This window comes from Ruegeria sp. CH5, assembly GCF_056537025.1.
In genome coordinates, this window is record NZ_JBQFQT010000005.1 from 105,019 (window position 1) to 119,382 (window position 14,364).

Here is a 14,364-nt window from a genome sequence, read left to right on the forward strand (position 1 = left end):
GAGGGTATGCACGTCTACCTTCCCATAGCCGAAGTATCCGTTAGCCCGTTTGTCCTGCTGGCGATTGGTGTTTCCGTGGGCGTTCTGTCCGGCATGTTCGGAGTGGGAGGCGGTTTTCTGATCACGCCATTGCTGTTTCTGATCGGTATTCCACCTGCAGTCGCCGTGGCGACATCGGCCAATCAGGTGGTGGCATCCTCATTTTCGGGGCTGATGGCCCATCTCAAGCGCAGGACCGTAGACCTGAAGATGGGATCGGTTCTGTTGGGCGGCGGCCTGCTCGGCGCGACGCTGGGGATGCTCGTCTTCAACTATCTCAAGCATTTGGGACAGGTCGATCTGGCGGTCCAGCTGTGTTACGTCGTGTTTCTTGGCCTCATCGGCACCTTGATGTTCATTGAGAGCCTGCGTGCAATCCGCCGGTCACGAGCGGCGGGCGGCACCGCACCGACCGCACGCCGCCAACGCACCTGGGTTCATGCACTGCCGTTCAAAATGCGGTTCCGCGAGTCAAACCTGTACATCTCGGTCATTCCACCCATCCTGGTCGGCTTTGGCGTCGGAATCCTGTCGGCCATCATGGGCGTTGGCGGCGGGTTCATCATGGTTCCGGCAATGATCTATATCCTCGGAATGCCAACAAAGGTGGTGATCGGAACCTCGCTGTTTCAAATCATTTTCGTGGCCGGGTTCACGACGATGATCCACGCTTCGACCAACTTCAGCGTGGATATCGTGCTGGCCTTGTTCCTGTTGATCGGGGGGGTCGTTGGGGCCCAGTTCGGCAGCATGGTCGGCGCTCGGTTGAAGGCTGAGCAGCTGCGGGTTTTGCTGGCGGTACTGGTCATGATCGTGGCCGGAAAAGTCGGGCTGGAACTGATCGTGGCTCCGACAGAATTCTATTCGCTTTCTGAATTGGCGGGGGTTTGATCGTGACCAGTTTATCCTTCGAAACCGCCATGTACCCACAAGTCCGTTTCTTCGCCCAACGCAGCGCGCCTGCCTTTGCTCGCATTAACCAGTCCACCGCAGTACGGATCGGCTAGACCACATGCATATCTACCTGCCTATCGCCGAAGTTTCCGTAAACGCCTTTCTGCTGCTTGGCCTCGGCGGCATGGTGGGGATCCTGTCCGGTATGTTCGGTGTCGGTGGCGGCTTTTTGATGACCCCGCTGCTGTTTTTTATCGGCATCCCACCCGCCGTTGCTGTGGCAACCGAGGCGAACCAGATCGTTGCCTCGTCATTCTCGGGGGTGCTGGCGCATTTCCGCAGAAAGACGGTCGACCTGAAGATGGGCACGGTCCTTCTTGTGGGTGGTCTGATCGGCGCCGCCGTGGGCGTTGTCTTCTTCAACTATCTCAAAAGCCTGGGTCAGGTCGATCTGCTGGTCAAGCTCTGCTATGTCGTCTTTCTGGGCGTCATTGGCGGGCTGATGTTCTTTGAAAGCCTCAATGCGCTTCGCAGGTCCCGCAAGGCCGGTGGGGTCCCTGTCAAACGGCGCCAGAGGGGGTGGATCCACGCCCTGCCGTTCAAGATGCGGTTCCGGACCTCGGGGCTGTATATCTCGGTCATTCCGCCGGTGCTTGTCGGCCTGTTCGTCGGCGTGTTGTCGGCGATCATGGGCGTGGGCGGCGGATTCATCATGGTGCCCGCCATGATCTATCTGCTGGGAATGCCAACCAAAGTGGTTGTGGGGACATCCCTTTTCCAGATTATTTTCGTCACTGGCTTCACCACCATGCTGCACGCCACGACCAACTTTACGGTCGATATCGTGCTGGCTGTCCTACTGTTGGTTGGCGGGGTGATCGGAGCTCAGATCGGAACCGTGCTGGGGGCACGCATCCCGGCCGAGCAGCTGCGCGTCCTGCTGGCGGCTCTTGTCTTGGCGGTTTGCGGAAAGCTGGCCCTGGATCTGTTGTTGCAACCGGCCGAGCTGTACTCGCTTGGCACCGATGGGGGGCATTGACGTGTTGCGCTGGTTCATCGCCCTTGTGTTCCTGACCCTCCCCGTCCATGCCGCGGATGAGCAAGTCGTTCTTGGCCTCAGCCAGGATCGCGTAGCCATCACCGCCGATTTCGACGGATCCGAGATTCTGATCTTTGGCGCCGTCAAGCGCGAAGCACCGATCCCGCCCGGCCCTCCGCTGGAGGTGATCGTGGCAGTCGCAGGCCCGTCCGAGCCGGTCATGGTGCGGCGCAAGGAAAAGAAATTCGGCATCTGGGTGAATACCGACAGCGTTCTGGTCGATTCCGCACCCAGCTTCTACGCAGTCGCCACAAGCGCACCGTTCACGGACATCATCACCGACACCGAAGATCTGCGCTATCGCATCTCGATCCGGCGCGCGATCCGGTCCGTCGGGGCAGCCATGCATATTCGGGAGGCTCAGGATTTCGCCCGGGCTGTCGTCAGGATCCGCGAGGATGAGGGCCTGTACTCGATCCGGGAGAACACGGTTGCCGTGGATGAGCAAACGCTATTCCGCACCTCCATCAAGATGCCGGCCGACTTGACCGAAGGCGACTACCTGACCCGCATCTTCCTGATGCGGAACGGCGAAGTCATTTCGCAGTTCGAGACGGTTATCGACGTTCGGAAAGTCGGGCTCGAGCGGTTTCTCTACAACATGTCGCGTCAACAGCCGGTCTGGTACGGGTTGATGTCCCTCGTCATTGCCATCGCCGCAGGCTGGGGCGCTTCGACGGCTTTCCGACTGTTGCGCGAAAGCTGACCGCTACCCGCGCCCGATATACGGCATCGTCGTTGCCATCACGGTCATGAACTGAACGTTGGCTTCGGGCGGCAGGCTGGCCATGTGCAGGACCGAGCGCGCGGCGTCTTCGACCTCCATCGTCGGATCAGGCTCTCGCCCTTCAGCAACCGCCGTATCGACCAGGTTCTGCACCATCTGGGTTCTGGCATTTCCGATGTCGATCTGCCCACAGGCGATCCCATGAGCGCGGCCGTCAAGCGACAGGCTTCGTGTCAGCCCGGTAATCGCGTGTTTTGTGGCGGTGTAGTGAACCGAATTCGGGCGCGGTACATGCGCCGCGATCGAGCCGTTGTTGATGATGCGGCCCCCCTGGGGTACCTGCCTGCGCATCAAGCCAAAGGCCGCGCGAGCACACAGAAACATCCCGTTCAGGTTCACGTTGACGCTCTGATACCAGTCGTCCAGCGCGATCTCGTCGATCGTCCCGGCAGGGGCAAAGATCCCCGCGTTGTTGAACAGAACATCCAACCGTCCAGCCTGCGCCTGAAATTCATCGAACGCCGCCGACACCGCTTGAGGATCGGTCACGTCGGCCACCAGTGGAATGGCGTTTTCGCGCGTCGCGGCAAACTGGCTCAGCTTGTCCGCACTGCGTGCCAACAGGCCGACCTTCCAGCCCTGATCCAGAAACAGCTCGGCGGTGGCTCGCCCGATGCCCGAACTTGCCCCGGTTACAATGATCGTCTTCACGTCTCCTCCGCCTCCAGCGTAAGTTTTGCGGCCGGGACCGCGCGCAGGTCGTCAACCCGCAGCGGGTGGCTTGGTTTGGACAGCCGGTTGCGCACCACCCAGATCAGCCGCTCTTGCGCCCGGGTGATGGCCACATAGGCCAGCCGTTTCCACAGGGGTTGCCCGGCCTCGGTCCGGCCCATGCGGGCGGCGGCATAAAGGTCAGGGGCAAAGACCTGCACCGTGTCCCACTGCGAGCCCTGCGCCTTGTGGATCGTCACGGCGGCCCCATGCAGAAACGTGGCCCCCATGCGCGCGGCAAAGGGGATGAAGGGCTCTTCCTCGTCCGGTTTTTCGATCTGCACGATCGAGGCGGCGCTGACCTGCGGGTCTTCGGCCCCCATGACATGCAGCCGCGAGAACCCAGGCTTGCGCCCCGGCCCCAGATAGATCACCTGCGCGCCCTTGATCAGCCCGCGCGCCTCGAGGTCGAGCCGCTTCTTGCGGTGCTTCAGCGGCAGCTCGATCCCGTCGCAGATCAGCGGTTCGCCTTCCAACAATTCGGTCTCGGGCGCACCATGCACCTGACGGAAGGCCTGAATCAGCCGGATGCGTGTCGCGTTGCGCCAGACCAGAACCGGGCTGCGGGCCATCAGGTCGACCTCGACCCGCTGGCCCCAGACCACGCGGTCATCCTTGCGGGCGGTCTGCTCGACAAGGCGTTCGAAATCCTCGAACCCCATCGCAGGATCGGCCAGCGCATGGGCCAGGTCCAGAATGGGGTTGTCGGCCTCTTGCCGGTGTACCCGGTGCAGGATCAGCTTGCGCGGTTCCGGCAAAGCATCGAACACCATCGACCCGGACTGATTCACCGGTGCCAACTGTGCCGGATCGCCGAACAGCAACAAGGTAGGAAAAATTTCTTTGAGATCCTCGAACTGGCGGTCGTCCAGCATCGAGGCTTCATCGACGAACCCGATATCCAGCGGCTCGTCGCGACGTTTCCATCCGGTTATGAAATCCGACCCGCGCAGGCCGGCGGCGGCTAGGGCACCCGGGATGGACTTGTTGTTGGCATAGAACGCGGCCGCGCGGTCCAACGCCTCGTCGGTCAGGCCTTCGATCTCGGGGCGGTCGTCATTGCCCGCCAGCCACTCGGCGATCCGTTCGTATTCCGGATCATAGACCGGCGTGTACAGAATGCGGTGAATGGTGGTGGCCGGAACACCGCGCAACCGCAACACGCTGGCGGCCTTGTTGGTCGGGGCCAGAATGGCAAGGCTGCGCTTGTCCTTCGATTTGCGGCTTTCATAGTCGCCCGAGACGATCTGAACTCCGGTCTCAGCCAGCGCCTTGTAGAGTTCGGCCAACAGCAGGGTCTTGCCCGACCCGGCCTTGCCGATCACCGCCATGACCCCCGATTCGCCCTGGCCGGGCAGCTTGAGCAGCGCATCATCTTCCAGGTCCACGCCTGCGGTTTTCAGCATCTGGGCAATGCTGTCGAACGCGGCGGCCTGATCTTCGGAAAAAGTAACCTTGGGCAGAGACATGGCGCGACCCTACAGGGCCGCGCCAACCTGCGCCAGATGCGGAATTCAACGTCAGGCAGACAGTGCGAACCGATGCCGCGCGGCGGACCCGAACGCCGTCTTGAACCACAATCGCGACAGCTCGCGCGGGATGCCCGCCCGCTCGGCCACGCGGTTGCAATCGTCAGCGGAATAGGGCCAAAGACCGACCGAGATCTGGTCACGGCCCGCCCCCTCCGAGCCCAAGATCACCGGCGAGGAACCGATTAGCCGATAGATACGGATCATCCTTGCATCAAACACCCCGGCGATGTGGGTCAGACCGAAGCCTTCCATGATCTCTCCCCCACTCAGCATGATTGCCCCGGCCGTGTGTGGATGAGCGGTACGGGACAGGCAGAACCGCGTCACCTCCCAGATCAGCGGGCTTCGAATTGGGCTGCCGCTGGTCAGATGCCCGAACACCTCGTTTACCATGACAGGGCCAGTCGTGGGCAATACCCGCATCGAGCCGCCGTGACTGCCGTCCGGCTCTTCCCAGATGACATACAGCGGGTTCAGATCATCATACTGATCCCGTTCCTCTCCTTTGGAATTGACATGAACATCCCATCCCAGGCGGGTTTTGAATTGATCGGCGCGGTCGCGAAACATCCCCTCGGCCAATTTTGGAAATTTATGAAGCTCGTCAGCGTAAACATAACGCAGCATGACTTTTCCCCTTGTCGTCCAGTACTGGAACGAAGGGGGTACAAAGTCGTGGTTAATTTACCGTGTGGCCCTCGCGCGGGCCTTAAACCACTATTAATCCTCTGCTGAGGGCAGTGGCGATGGCATGGGTTGTATTCAGAGCACCCAGCTTGGACCGGGCGCTTTCGATATAGACACGCAATGTGTGCTCGGAAATAGACAGGGAGTGCGCGACCTGCGCCCGGCTGTAGCCCAAGGCCAGTAGCGTCATCGCGTCGATCTCGCGCGGAGAGAGACCGCGCGCGGATTCAGGTCTGCGGTCCTGCTCGAAATCCAAAGCTTTGCGGTTGAAGTAGTGGGCGAGCAGTATCAACTCGCGGCTGTAGGTCAAGATGAAGGCACCCCAAGCCTCGTCGCTGCAACTGTGATTGACCGTAAAAAGCGCGAACTGGCCATTCGGCCCACGAATTGGGATCGAATAGCCCTGATTGCCGACACCATGATCCAAAGCATCCTGCAGAAAGGCTTTTGCGACCTTGCCGGACCAGTTCAGAGATTTCCAATTGACCGGATGAAACCGCTGGAAGCAGCCCAGGATTACGGGATCTATTCGGTGATAGTTGCGTTCACGGTATTGGTCGGCCCAGGCATCCGGATAGGTGGTGTAGCCATATTGATCGCCGGCGCCATCGACCCAGTGATAGACGATGTGATCGACCTTCAGTTTGTCCCTGATGCGGACAGCAACCGCACCCAGCTCGTCAAGCGTGCTGGTGTTTTCCAAATCCTCCAGGACCTGGCTCAAATCGAACTGTGTTCCCATTCGACGGCGCTTTTGCCTCATCGTTCAGGGACGCAATTTCGGCCGCGGCGATCAGCCTGGTGTCGTCAAGCTGCTCGGCCAGCGCGGTCAACCCATTCGCAACGGCGAAGGCGTTGAGGTCCGACAATACGTCCAGTATCCACTCATTTCGCGCCATCATGGTCTCTCCGAAACAGTTAACGAAGGGTTAACACAACCATAACATGTACGCTGTTTTCTTGCCTATTCACTGCTTTCTACTCCCCAAAAACAGCGGGTCCCGAATTTGCATGGCATTGAAAAACAATATCCCATCTTCTGAACGCAAAACGCCCGCGAACCGTCTGAACGATTCGCGGGCGCTTGCTTTCAAAGCGCGGTGATCAACCGCGGGCGTCCAGAACCTCTTCCAAGGTCCGCATGCCCGTACGCGGGGCCTGAACCAAGACAGACATGTTGCCCGGCTTGTGCTCGTTCCGCATCATTTTCATGTGCGCCTCGGGCAGTTCTTTCCAAGTGAACACTTCGGACATGCAGGGATCGAGACGCCGCTCCAGCATCAGCCGGTTTGCAGCGGACGCCTGCTTGAGATGCGCGAAATGCGAACCCTGCAGACGCTTCTGGTGCATCCACATGTACCGAACATCAAAGGTCAGGTTGTAGCCGGTGGTCCCGGCGCAGATCACGACCATGCCGCCTTTTTTGACGACAAAGGTCGAGACCGGGAAGGTGCTCTCGCCGGGGTGTTCGAACACCATGTCGACGTTCACGCCCTTGCCCGTGATGTCCCAGATCGCCTTACCGAACTTGCGGGCTTCCTTGAACCACTCGGCATATTCAGGCGTGTTGACCGTGGGCAACTGGCCCCAGCAGTTGAAGTCCTTGCGGTTGATGACGCCCTTGGCGCCCAAGCCCATGACGAAGTCGCGCTTGCTTTCGTCCGAGATTACGCCAATGGCGTTGGCTCCGGCTGTATTGATCAGCTGGATCGCATAGGAGCCCAGACCACCCGACGCGCCCCAGACCAGAACGTTCTGGCCCGGCTTCAGATCATGCGGCTCGTGCCCGAACAGCATCCGATAGGCAGTGGCCAGCGTCAGCGTGTAGCAGGCGCTTTCTTCCCAGGTCAGGTGCTTGGGGCGCGGCATCAGCTGCTGTGCCTGCACGTTGGTGAATTGCGCAAATGACCCATCGGGCGTTTCATAGCCCCAGATGCGCTGGCTGGGCGAATACATCGGATCGCCGCCGTTGCACTCTTCATCGTCGCCGTCGTCCTGGTTGCAGTGGATCACGACCTCGTCGCCGACCTTCCAGCGTTTCACCTTGTCGCCCACCGCCCAGACGATGCCCGACGCATCCGAGCCCGCGATGTGATACGGGGCCTTGTGGCCATCAAAGGGGCTGATCGGTTTGCCGAGCGAGGCCCAAACACCGTTGTAGTTGACGCCCGCCGCCATCACCAGAACCAGCACTTCGTGGCTGTCCAGCTTGGGCACATCGACCACCTCCAACTGCATCGCAGTGTCGGGCTCGCCGTGGCGCTCTTTGCGGATGGCCCACGCATACATCTGTTTGGGCACATATCCCATCGGAGGGATTTCACCCATCTCATAGAGGTCTTTTTCCGGTGCCTCGTAGGATGCGATGCCGCCGTCGGTGTCCAAAGCCATTGTGGCCTCCTCTGTCAAACGTGTTCGCCGCGACGCAGAATCGCGCGCTTCATAGGCTGGAATATTGGCCCATGAGTAATTTTGCAACCCATTTCGGATCATTATTGAAATTTTATGACCCAGCGGCCGCAGAAATTTCTTTTGCAGCCGCAGAACCATCCGGGTCTTCGCTGATGGGCGCTGAGGCCGCATAATACTTCATCAGATCCAGCCGCTCGACCGATGGCGACAGCATACCGTTGTTTCTGCTCAGTATTCGCCGTTCGACCAGTTGTTCGATCGCTGGCGGGATGGCCTTCAGGTCTTCGTCCGTGGCGCCCTCGCGCCGCATCAGCTCGACGATCCGTGACTGAACGTCAGACTCGGAGATGGTGCCGTTTTCGCGAACGAGCCAGCACGCGGCGGGCGCTGGGACCAAAGGAATCGCCCGGCCAATCCGGCGCATCAACTCTCGAGCCAGATCCGTCATCAGGTCCGGGCCGGCTTGTTCGCGAAACTCCTGCAGCGAAATGGGCAGGCCGTATCGGACCGAGGCAAGACCGAACCGTTTGTAACGCCCGATGATACGGCGCCATATCTGTTTCAGGCTCCACCTTGTGATCACGCCGATCCGCGCGCGGAACCGCCGTTCGCTGCCCAAGGCGGCGGCGGTCAGAATCGTATCCTCCAGCACCCGGTCATAGTTCAGCGCAACCGGCACGAACACGACGTCGCGACCATCGGGACTGGTGCCGTCGATGATGTATTTCAGCAGTCCCAGTTTGGGTCGTCCCAAAGACCCGGTGAGGCTCAGACCGCCCTCGGGGAACATCGCCTGCGTCACACCGGCATTGGTGGCCAGGCGCACATAGCTGGCCAGAACCTGCCGGTAGAGTTCGCTGCCGGACTTGCGCCGGATGAAATAGGCCCCCATCGCGCGGATCAACCGGCTGAGCGGCCAGACCCGTGCCCACTCGCCCACCGCATAGGACAGCGCCGACTGTTGCGCGGCCAAATAGGTCACCAGAACATAATCCATGTTGCTCCGGTGATTCATCACAAAGACCACAGTTGCTTTGGGATCGATCTCCTTCAATGCGGCCTCGTCCTCGTGGCTGAGGCGGACATTGTAGAACGCGTTGCTCAACCATCGAGCCAACCGAATGGCAAAGCTGAAATACATGAAGGCCGAAAAAGACGGGACAATTTCCCGGGCGTAGCGCCGGGCCTGCTCGAACGCGACCGCTTCGGGGATGCCATGCTCTTCGGCGTGGTGCTGAACAGCCTGACCAACCTGCGGGTCATAGATCAGGCGTTGGATCATGTCATGACGCTCGGCCAGTTTGAACGGCTGGATCGGCCGTTGCAGGCGCTGGTTCAACCGTTCAACAGCCCGTTCAAGCCGACGGCGAAAGAACCAGCGCACCGACGGGAACAGGAAATGCGAAGCAAAAGTGACCGCGGCAAACACCACGATCAGAACAAACAGCCAAATCGGTAACTCAACGGTCTGCGTCATGCCCGCACAGTGCCATCAAACCGCCGCTGTCACAATCGGCAGCACGCCGTACATGCCGCAACGCAGCGAATTGACATGTGCTGAAAATTGCGCTTTAGAACCCATGAGAGAAATATTGTTACCCATCGACGCATGAGGCTCTGACCATGACGCAGACGCAGAAAGACCGCCCCTGGCTCATTCGAACCTATGCCGGTCATTCCACGGCCAAGGCCTCGAACGCGCTGTACCGGTCCAACCTGGCCAAAGGGCAGACCGGCCTGTCGGTGGCTTTCGATCTGCCGACGCAGACCGGATACGACAGCGATCACACCCTGGCCCGGGGCGAGGTCGGCAAGGTCGGTGTGCCCGTCTGCCACCTGGGCGACATGCGGGTGCTGTTCGACCAGATCCCGCTGGAGCAGATGAACACTTCGATGACGATCAACGCCACGGCCCCCTGGCTGCTGGCGCTGTATATCGCGGTGGCCGAGGAACAGGGCGCCGATGTGTCCAAGCTGCAGGGCACGGTACAGAATGACCTAATCAAGGAATACCTGAGCCGAGGCACTTATGTCTGCCCGCCCAAACCTTCGCTCAAGATGATCGCGGACGTCGCCGAATACTGTTATTCGAACGTACCGAAATGGAACCCGATGAACGTGTGTTCCTACCACCTGCAAGAGGCCGGCGCGACGCCCGAGCAGGAGCTCGCCTATGCGCTGGCCACCGCCATCGCCGTGCTGGACGAGCTGCACCCCCGTGTTCCGGCCGAGGATTTTCCGGCACTGTGCGGCCGCATCTCGTTTTTCGTGAATGCGGGCATCCGGTTTGTCACCGAAATGTGCAAAATGCGGGCCTTCGTCGACCTTTGGGACGAAATCCTTCAACAGCGCTATGGCGTGGAAAACCCCAAGTTCCGCCGATTCCGCTATGGTGTTCAGGTCAACTCGCTGGGCCTGACCGAGCAGCAGCCCGAGAACAACGTCTATCGCATCCTGATCGAGATGCTGGCCGTGACCCTGTCGAAAAAGGCACGCGCCCGGGCGGTGCAGTTGCCCGCCTGGAACGAGGCTTTAGGCCTGCCGCGCCCGTGGGACCAGCAATGGTCGATGCGGATGCAGCAGATCCTGGCATATGAGACCGACCTGTTGGAATATGACGACCTGTTCGACGGCAACCCGGTGGTCGATGCCAAGGTCGAGGAGCTGAAGCAGGGCGCCCGGGCTGAACTGGCCAATCTGGAGTCGATGGGCGGTGCCGTTGCGGCGATCGACTACATGAAATCGCGGCTGGTGGATTCCAACGCCGAACGTCTCAACCGGATCGAGCGCAACGAGACCATCGTCGTCGGCGTGAACCGCTGGACCGAGGGTGAGCCTTCGCCGCTGCAGACCGAGGATGGCGGGATCATGGTCGTCGACCCTGCGGTCGAACAGGAACAGATCGACCGCCTGAACGACTGGCGTACCGCCCGCGATGAGGCCGCCGTGGCCGCGGCTCTGTCCGATCTGCGCGCCGCGGCGCAATCGGGTGCCAACATCATGGAGCCCTCGATCGCCGCGGCCAAGGCCGGTGTCACCACCGGCGAATGGGCCGAAGAGATGCGCCGCGTCTTTGGCACCTATCGTGGCCCGACGGGCGTTTCGGGCTCTGTGTCGAACAAGACCGAAGGCTTGGACGACCTGCGCGCGGCGGTGGATGCTGTCAGCGACCGCCTGGGGCGTCGTCTGAAATTCCTGGTCGGCAAGCCGGGGCTGGACGGCCATTCCAACGGCGCCGAGCAGATCGCCTTCCGCGCCCGCGATTGCGGCATGGACATCACCTATGACGGCATCCGCCTGACCCCCGACGAAATCGTCGCTTCGGCCATCGAGCAGCAAGCCCATGTGATTGGCCTGTCGATCCTGTCGGGCAGCCACCTGCCGCTGGTTCAGGAAGTGATGACACGCCTGCTGGAAGCGGGTCTGAGTGATATTCCGGTTGTCGTCGGAGGCATCATCCCGGACGAGGATGCGGATCGCCTCAGATCGATGGGTGTTGCCAAGGTCTATACGCCCAAGAATTTCGAGCTGAATGCCATAATGGGGGATATCGTTTTGCTGGCCGATCCAAAAACGCTGGCCGCAGAATAATCGCCCAGAATTAATTCCATTGCCCATTTCGTTTAAAGAATGGCCATTGATTGGGATTCTCCGTAACGTTGCTTGATGAGTAAAAAATGAATCAGGTGGGTACGGAGAACGAAAATGGGCATAAATCTGGACAAGCTGTCGCGTAAGGAATTGCTTGAATTGCGCGATCAGGTCGATAAGGCGCTGGAAAACGCTGAGGCCAGAGAGCGTCAGGAAGCGTTGCTGGCCGCTGAAAAAGCAGCTGCCGCTTACGGGTTTTCCTTGTCCGACTTGGCATCTCAGCCCACACGGTCCGGCAAGGGATCGAAAGCCAAAGCAAAATATCGCAATCCGGCCGATCCGGCGCAAACCTGGACGGGGCGTGGGCGAAAACCGAAATGGGTCCACGAAGCGCTGAAAGCCGGGGCAGATATTTCCGATCTGGAAATCTGAACGGGAAAAGTATCAAAATGACAATTCACATTGGCGCCGAAAAAGGCGAAATCGCCGAGACCGTGCTTTTGCCGGGTGATCCGTATCGTGCGAAATGGGCCGCCGAAACTTTTCTGAACAATGTGCGGCAAATCAACGATGTCCGCGGGATGCTGGGTTTCACCGGCGAATGGAAAGGAAACCCGGTCACCATTCAGGGCAGCGGAATGGGAATGCCGTCGCTGTCCATTTACGTAAATGAACTGATCCGGGACTACGGTGCAAAAAACCTGATCCGCATCGGGTCTTGCGGCGGCATGCAGGAAAACGTGAAGGTCCGGGATGTTATCCTGGCCATGACGTCAACGACGCTCAGCACCCCGTCCCGGGGCATCATGAAAGAGCTCAACTTTGCGCCTTGTGCAGATTGGGGCCTGCTGCAGGCTGCCGCCAAAGCAGCCGAGGCCAAGGGCACGGCAACCCATATCGGCGGCATCTACTCGTCTGACGTTTTCTATGACGAACGCCCCGACCTGAACGAACAGATGGTGCGTCACGGAATCCTGGGTGTCGAAATGGAGGCAGCCGAGTTGTATATCCTGGCCGCGCGGCACAAATGCCGGGCCTTGGCGGTTCTGACCGTGTCCGATCACCTTCTGACCGGCGAGGCCCTGCCCTCGTCCGAGCGCCAGAGCAGCTTTGGTGACATGGTGGAAATTGCGCTGCAGGCCGCCTTCCCGAACGCCTGACACAAACCGGCCCGGGTCACCCCCGGGCCTCAGCGCCCATGCGTACGGTCATAGCCATTGGGCGCTGGACTTTGCCATCCGCTCAGCGTGCCTTCGGCAGGTGCGAAAACCTCGACCAACAGCGGGTGACAGGCGGCGGTATCCGACGAGTGCTCGGACGAGCAATCCCCACCCGGACAGGCGCTGAGGTCTCCCAGAAGGTCGATTTCCGCGAAGAACTCCAAGTAGTCACCCGGTCGAACCGGTGAAGCCTTCATGAAATACTGCCCCGTATCGCGGGTAAAGCCAGTGCACATGAATACGTTCAACACGTCGTGCACCAAACGCTCGGCTACCGGAATTTCCAGACCAGTATGGTCAGCCAGCGCCCGGGTCAGGTTGGAGTGGCAGCAATGATGGTATTGAGTGCCCGACAGCAAGTTTCCGGTATAGGGATCGCAACGCGTTCCGATCACGTCATGCACCGACCCGCCATATTGATCGATTCCGTACCAGTCCAAGGTGTCCGCAACGATCGTGGCCATCGGGCGCAGATAGGGAAAGCTGGACCATAGCCGCTCGCCGGTCGTGACATGGGTGCCATGCAATGCACGCGTCTTGCCCGAATAGAAACGTTCGTTCAGGTCGTGCAGGTTCCACAGGTTCAGGTCGCCGACCTGCGGGCCTTCGACTGAGGTGATCCGAAAGAAGTGTCCGGCCGGCACCTCAAAGCAACGGGCATCACGTGGCGGCACCAGAACTTCGGCTGTCTTTCGCGCGCTCTTTCGGGCGTCCAGCAGCAGGTCAAGGTCAACGCTGGGCAGGGTGTCATTTGGGTAGCAAATGACCGGAGCTATCCCGCGGCGGGTGGCGGCATCCGAAGGAGGATTTGGCATTCTGCATCTTTCCGCTGTTTTGCGCAGATTGACCCAGAATGACCTTTGGGAAAACCCCGTTTCCCTCGGGTAAAGAGGCTTATTTCCGTTCGCATCGCGTGGGCTGCGTCTCGGAGACGGAAACCGCCCCGCAATACGCACAACTCCACGTGCCGGCTTGCCTGTGCTGCCGCCACCGGCAGTCCCGGGTCAAAGAAGACGTGCGTGAACGCCAGACGAAATAGGCGAACACGCCGGCGCCGAGCAGAAGCAGAAGAACAGGCATTCCCCTGCTTCGCCCAATATGCGCCGGGACTCAAGACTTGGCTTGGAAAACTCAGGCCGCGTTGGCGTATTCAAACAGCTCAGGCTCTGCATCTTTTGCAGGCTTGACCGGCTCGGGCTCGTAGTAGGCCCAGGCTTGCTCAAGATACTCCAAGGCTTTGGCTGCGTCTGTTTTTTTGGATTCGTTCTTCATCGGAGTGATCCTGTTTCCAATCCGTCACTCCTCCCCGATACCGAACATAGTCTTGGCCGGGGCGGCCCACATCCAATGATTTCGCATGTGGGCCATGCACTTGCCGCAACGCGGCAAGCA

At 60.0% G+C, this 14,364-nt stretch carries 14 protein-coding genes; 6 read left to right on the forward strand and 8 right to left on the reverse strand.

Features of this window, described 5'->3' with window-relative positions; translation table 11 throughout:
- Nucleotides 1-6: 6 nt before the first annotated feature.
- The 3 genes from ACR0JC_RS15370 (at nucleotide 7) to ACR0JC_RS15380 (ending at nucleotide 2,738) form a co-directional block, all read left to right on the forward strand.
- Complete coding sequence (locus tag ACR0JC_RS15370; protein ID WP_170343308.1) at nucleotides 7-930, forward strand: sulfite exporter TauE/SafE family protein; 924 nt, start codon at nucleotides 7-9, stop codon at nucleotides 928-930.
- A 121-nt stretch (nucleotides 931-1,051) separates the two neighbouring features.
- Nucleotides 1,052-1,972, forward strand: coding sequence for a sulfite exporter TauE/SafE family protein (locus tag ACR0JC_RS15375; RefSeq protein WP_170343309.1), 921 nt, complete (start codon nucleotides 1,052-1,054; stop codon nucleotides 1,970-1,972).
- Nucleotides 1,959-2,738: a TIGR02186 family protein gene (locus ACR0JC_RS15380; RefSeq protein ID WP_174819824.1), complete on the forward strand. Its 780-nt coding sequence runs from the start codon at nucleotides 1,959-1,961 to the stop codon at nucleotides 2,736-2,738. Before ACR0JC_RS15375 ends, ACR0JC_RS15380 begins: the two co-directional genes overlap by 14 nt.
- A 3-nt stretch (nucleotides 2,739-2,741) precedes the next feature.
- Here the strand turns inward: ACR0JC_RS15380 and ACR0JC_RS15385 are convergent, their stop codons facing one another.
- From ACR0JC_RS15385 to ACR0JC_RS15410, 6 genes are all read right to left on the reverse strand, one after another.
- Nucleotides 2,742-3,470, reverse strand: coding sequence for an SDR family oxidoreductase (locus ACR0JC_RS15385; protein ID WP_170343310.1), 729 nt, complete (start codon nucleotides 3,468-3,470; stop codon nucleotides 2,742-2,744).
- Nucleotides 3,467-4,999 carry an ATP-dependent DNA helicase gene (locus tag ACR0JC_RS15390; RefSeq protein ID WP_170343311.1) on the reverse strand — a complete coding sequence of 511 codons (1,533 nt, stop codon included), beginning with the start codon at nucleotides 4,997-4,999 and terminating at the stop codon, nucleotides 3,467-3,469. The genes ACR0JC_RS15385 and ACR0JC_RS15390 overlap by 4 nt, the downstream gene beginning before the upstream one ends.
- A 51-nt stretch (nucleotides 5,000-5,050) precedes the next feature.
- Nucleotides 5,051-5,689, reverse strand: coding sequence for an acyl-homoserine-lactone synthase (locus ACR0JC_RS15395; protein WP_480763988.1), 639 nt, complete (start codon nucleotides 5,687-5,689; stop codon nucleotides 5,051-5,053).
- A gap of 82 nt (nucleotides 5,690-5,771) precedes the next feature.
- Complete coding sequence (locus ACR0JC_RS15400) at nucleotides 5,772-6,491, reverse strand: helix-turn-helix transcriptional regulator (protein WP_170343313.1); 720 nt, start codon at nucleotides 6,489-6,491, stop codon at nucleotides 5,772-5,774.
- Nucleotides 6,492-6,853: 362 nt separating this feature from the next.
- On the reverse strand, nucleotides 6,854-8,140 hold the full coding sequence (gene ccrA / locus ACR0JC_RS15405; RefSeq protein ID WP_170343314.1) for a crotonyl-CoA carboxylase/reductase: 1,287 nt from the start codon (nucleotides 8,138-8,140) through the stop codon (nucleotides 6,854-6,856).
- 112 nt (nucleotides 8,141-8,252) lie between these two features.
- Complete coding sequence (locus tag ACR0JC_RS15410) at nucleotides 8,253-9,638, reverse strand: 1-acyl-sn-glycerol-3-phosphate acyltransferase (protein ID WP_170343315.1); 1,386 nt, start codon at nucleotides 9,636-9,638, stop codon at nucleotides 8,253-8,255.
- Between the two features lie 146 nt (nucleotides 9,639-9,784).
- Between ACR0JC_RS15410 and ACR0JC_RS15415 the strand changes: the two genes are divergently transcribed.
- From ACR0JC_RS15415 to deoD, 3 genes are all read left to right on the forward strand, one after another.
- Nucleotides 9,785-11,752: a protein meaA gene (locus ACR0JC_RS15415; protein ID WP_170343316.1), complete on the forward strand. Its 1,968-nt coding sequence runs from the start codon at nucleotides 9,785-9,787 to the stop codon at nucleotides 11,750-11,752.
- A gap of 114 nt (nucleotides 11,753-11,866) precedes the next feature.
- A complete protein-coding gene (locus tag ACR0JC_RS15420; protein WP_170343317.1) occupies nucleotides 11,867-12,184 on the forward strand; it encodes an H-NS histone family protein in 318 nt (105 codons plus the stop codon).
- A 17-nt stretch (nucleotides 12,185-12,201) separates the two neighbouring features.
- Nucleotides 12,202-12,912 (forward strand): purine-nucleoside phosphorylase, encoded by a 711-nt coding sequence (gene deoD, locus ACR0JC_RS15425; protein WP_170343318.1) that lies wholly within the window; start codon nucleotides 12,202-12,204, stop codon nucleotides 12,910-12,912.
- Nucleotides 12,913-12,941: 29 nt separating this feature from the next.
- Here the strand turns inward: deoD and ACR0JC_RS15430 are convergent, their stop codons facing one another.
- Together ACR0JC_RS15430 and ACR0JC_RS15435 are read right to left on the reverse strand one after the other, a co-directional pair.
- A complete protein-coding gene (locus ACR0JC_RS15430) occupies nucleotides 12,942-13,787 on the reverse strand; it encodes an urea carboxylase-associated family protein (protein ID WP_170343319.1) in 846 nt (281 codons plus the stop codon).
- 316 nt (nucleotides 13,788-14,103) lie between these two features.
- A complete protein-coding gene (locus ACR0JC_RS15435) occupies nucleotides 14,104-14,244 on the reverse strand; it encodes a hypothetical protein (RefSeq protein WP_170343320.1) in 141 nt (46 codons plus the stop codon).
- Between the last annotated feature and the right edge of the window lie 120 nt (nucleotides 14,245-14,364).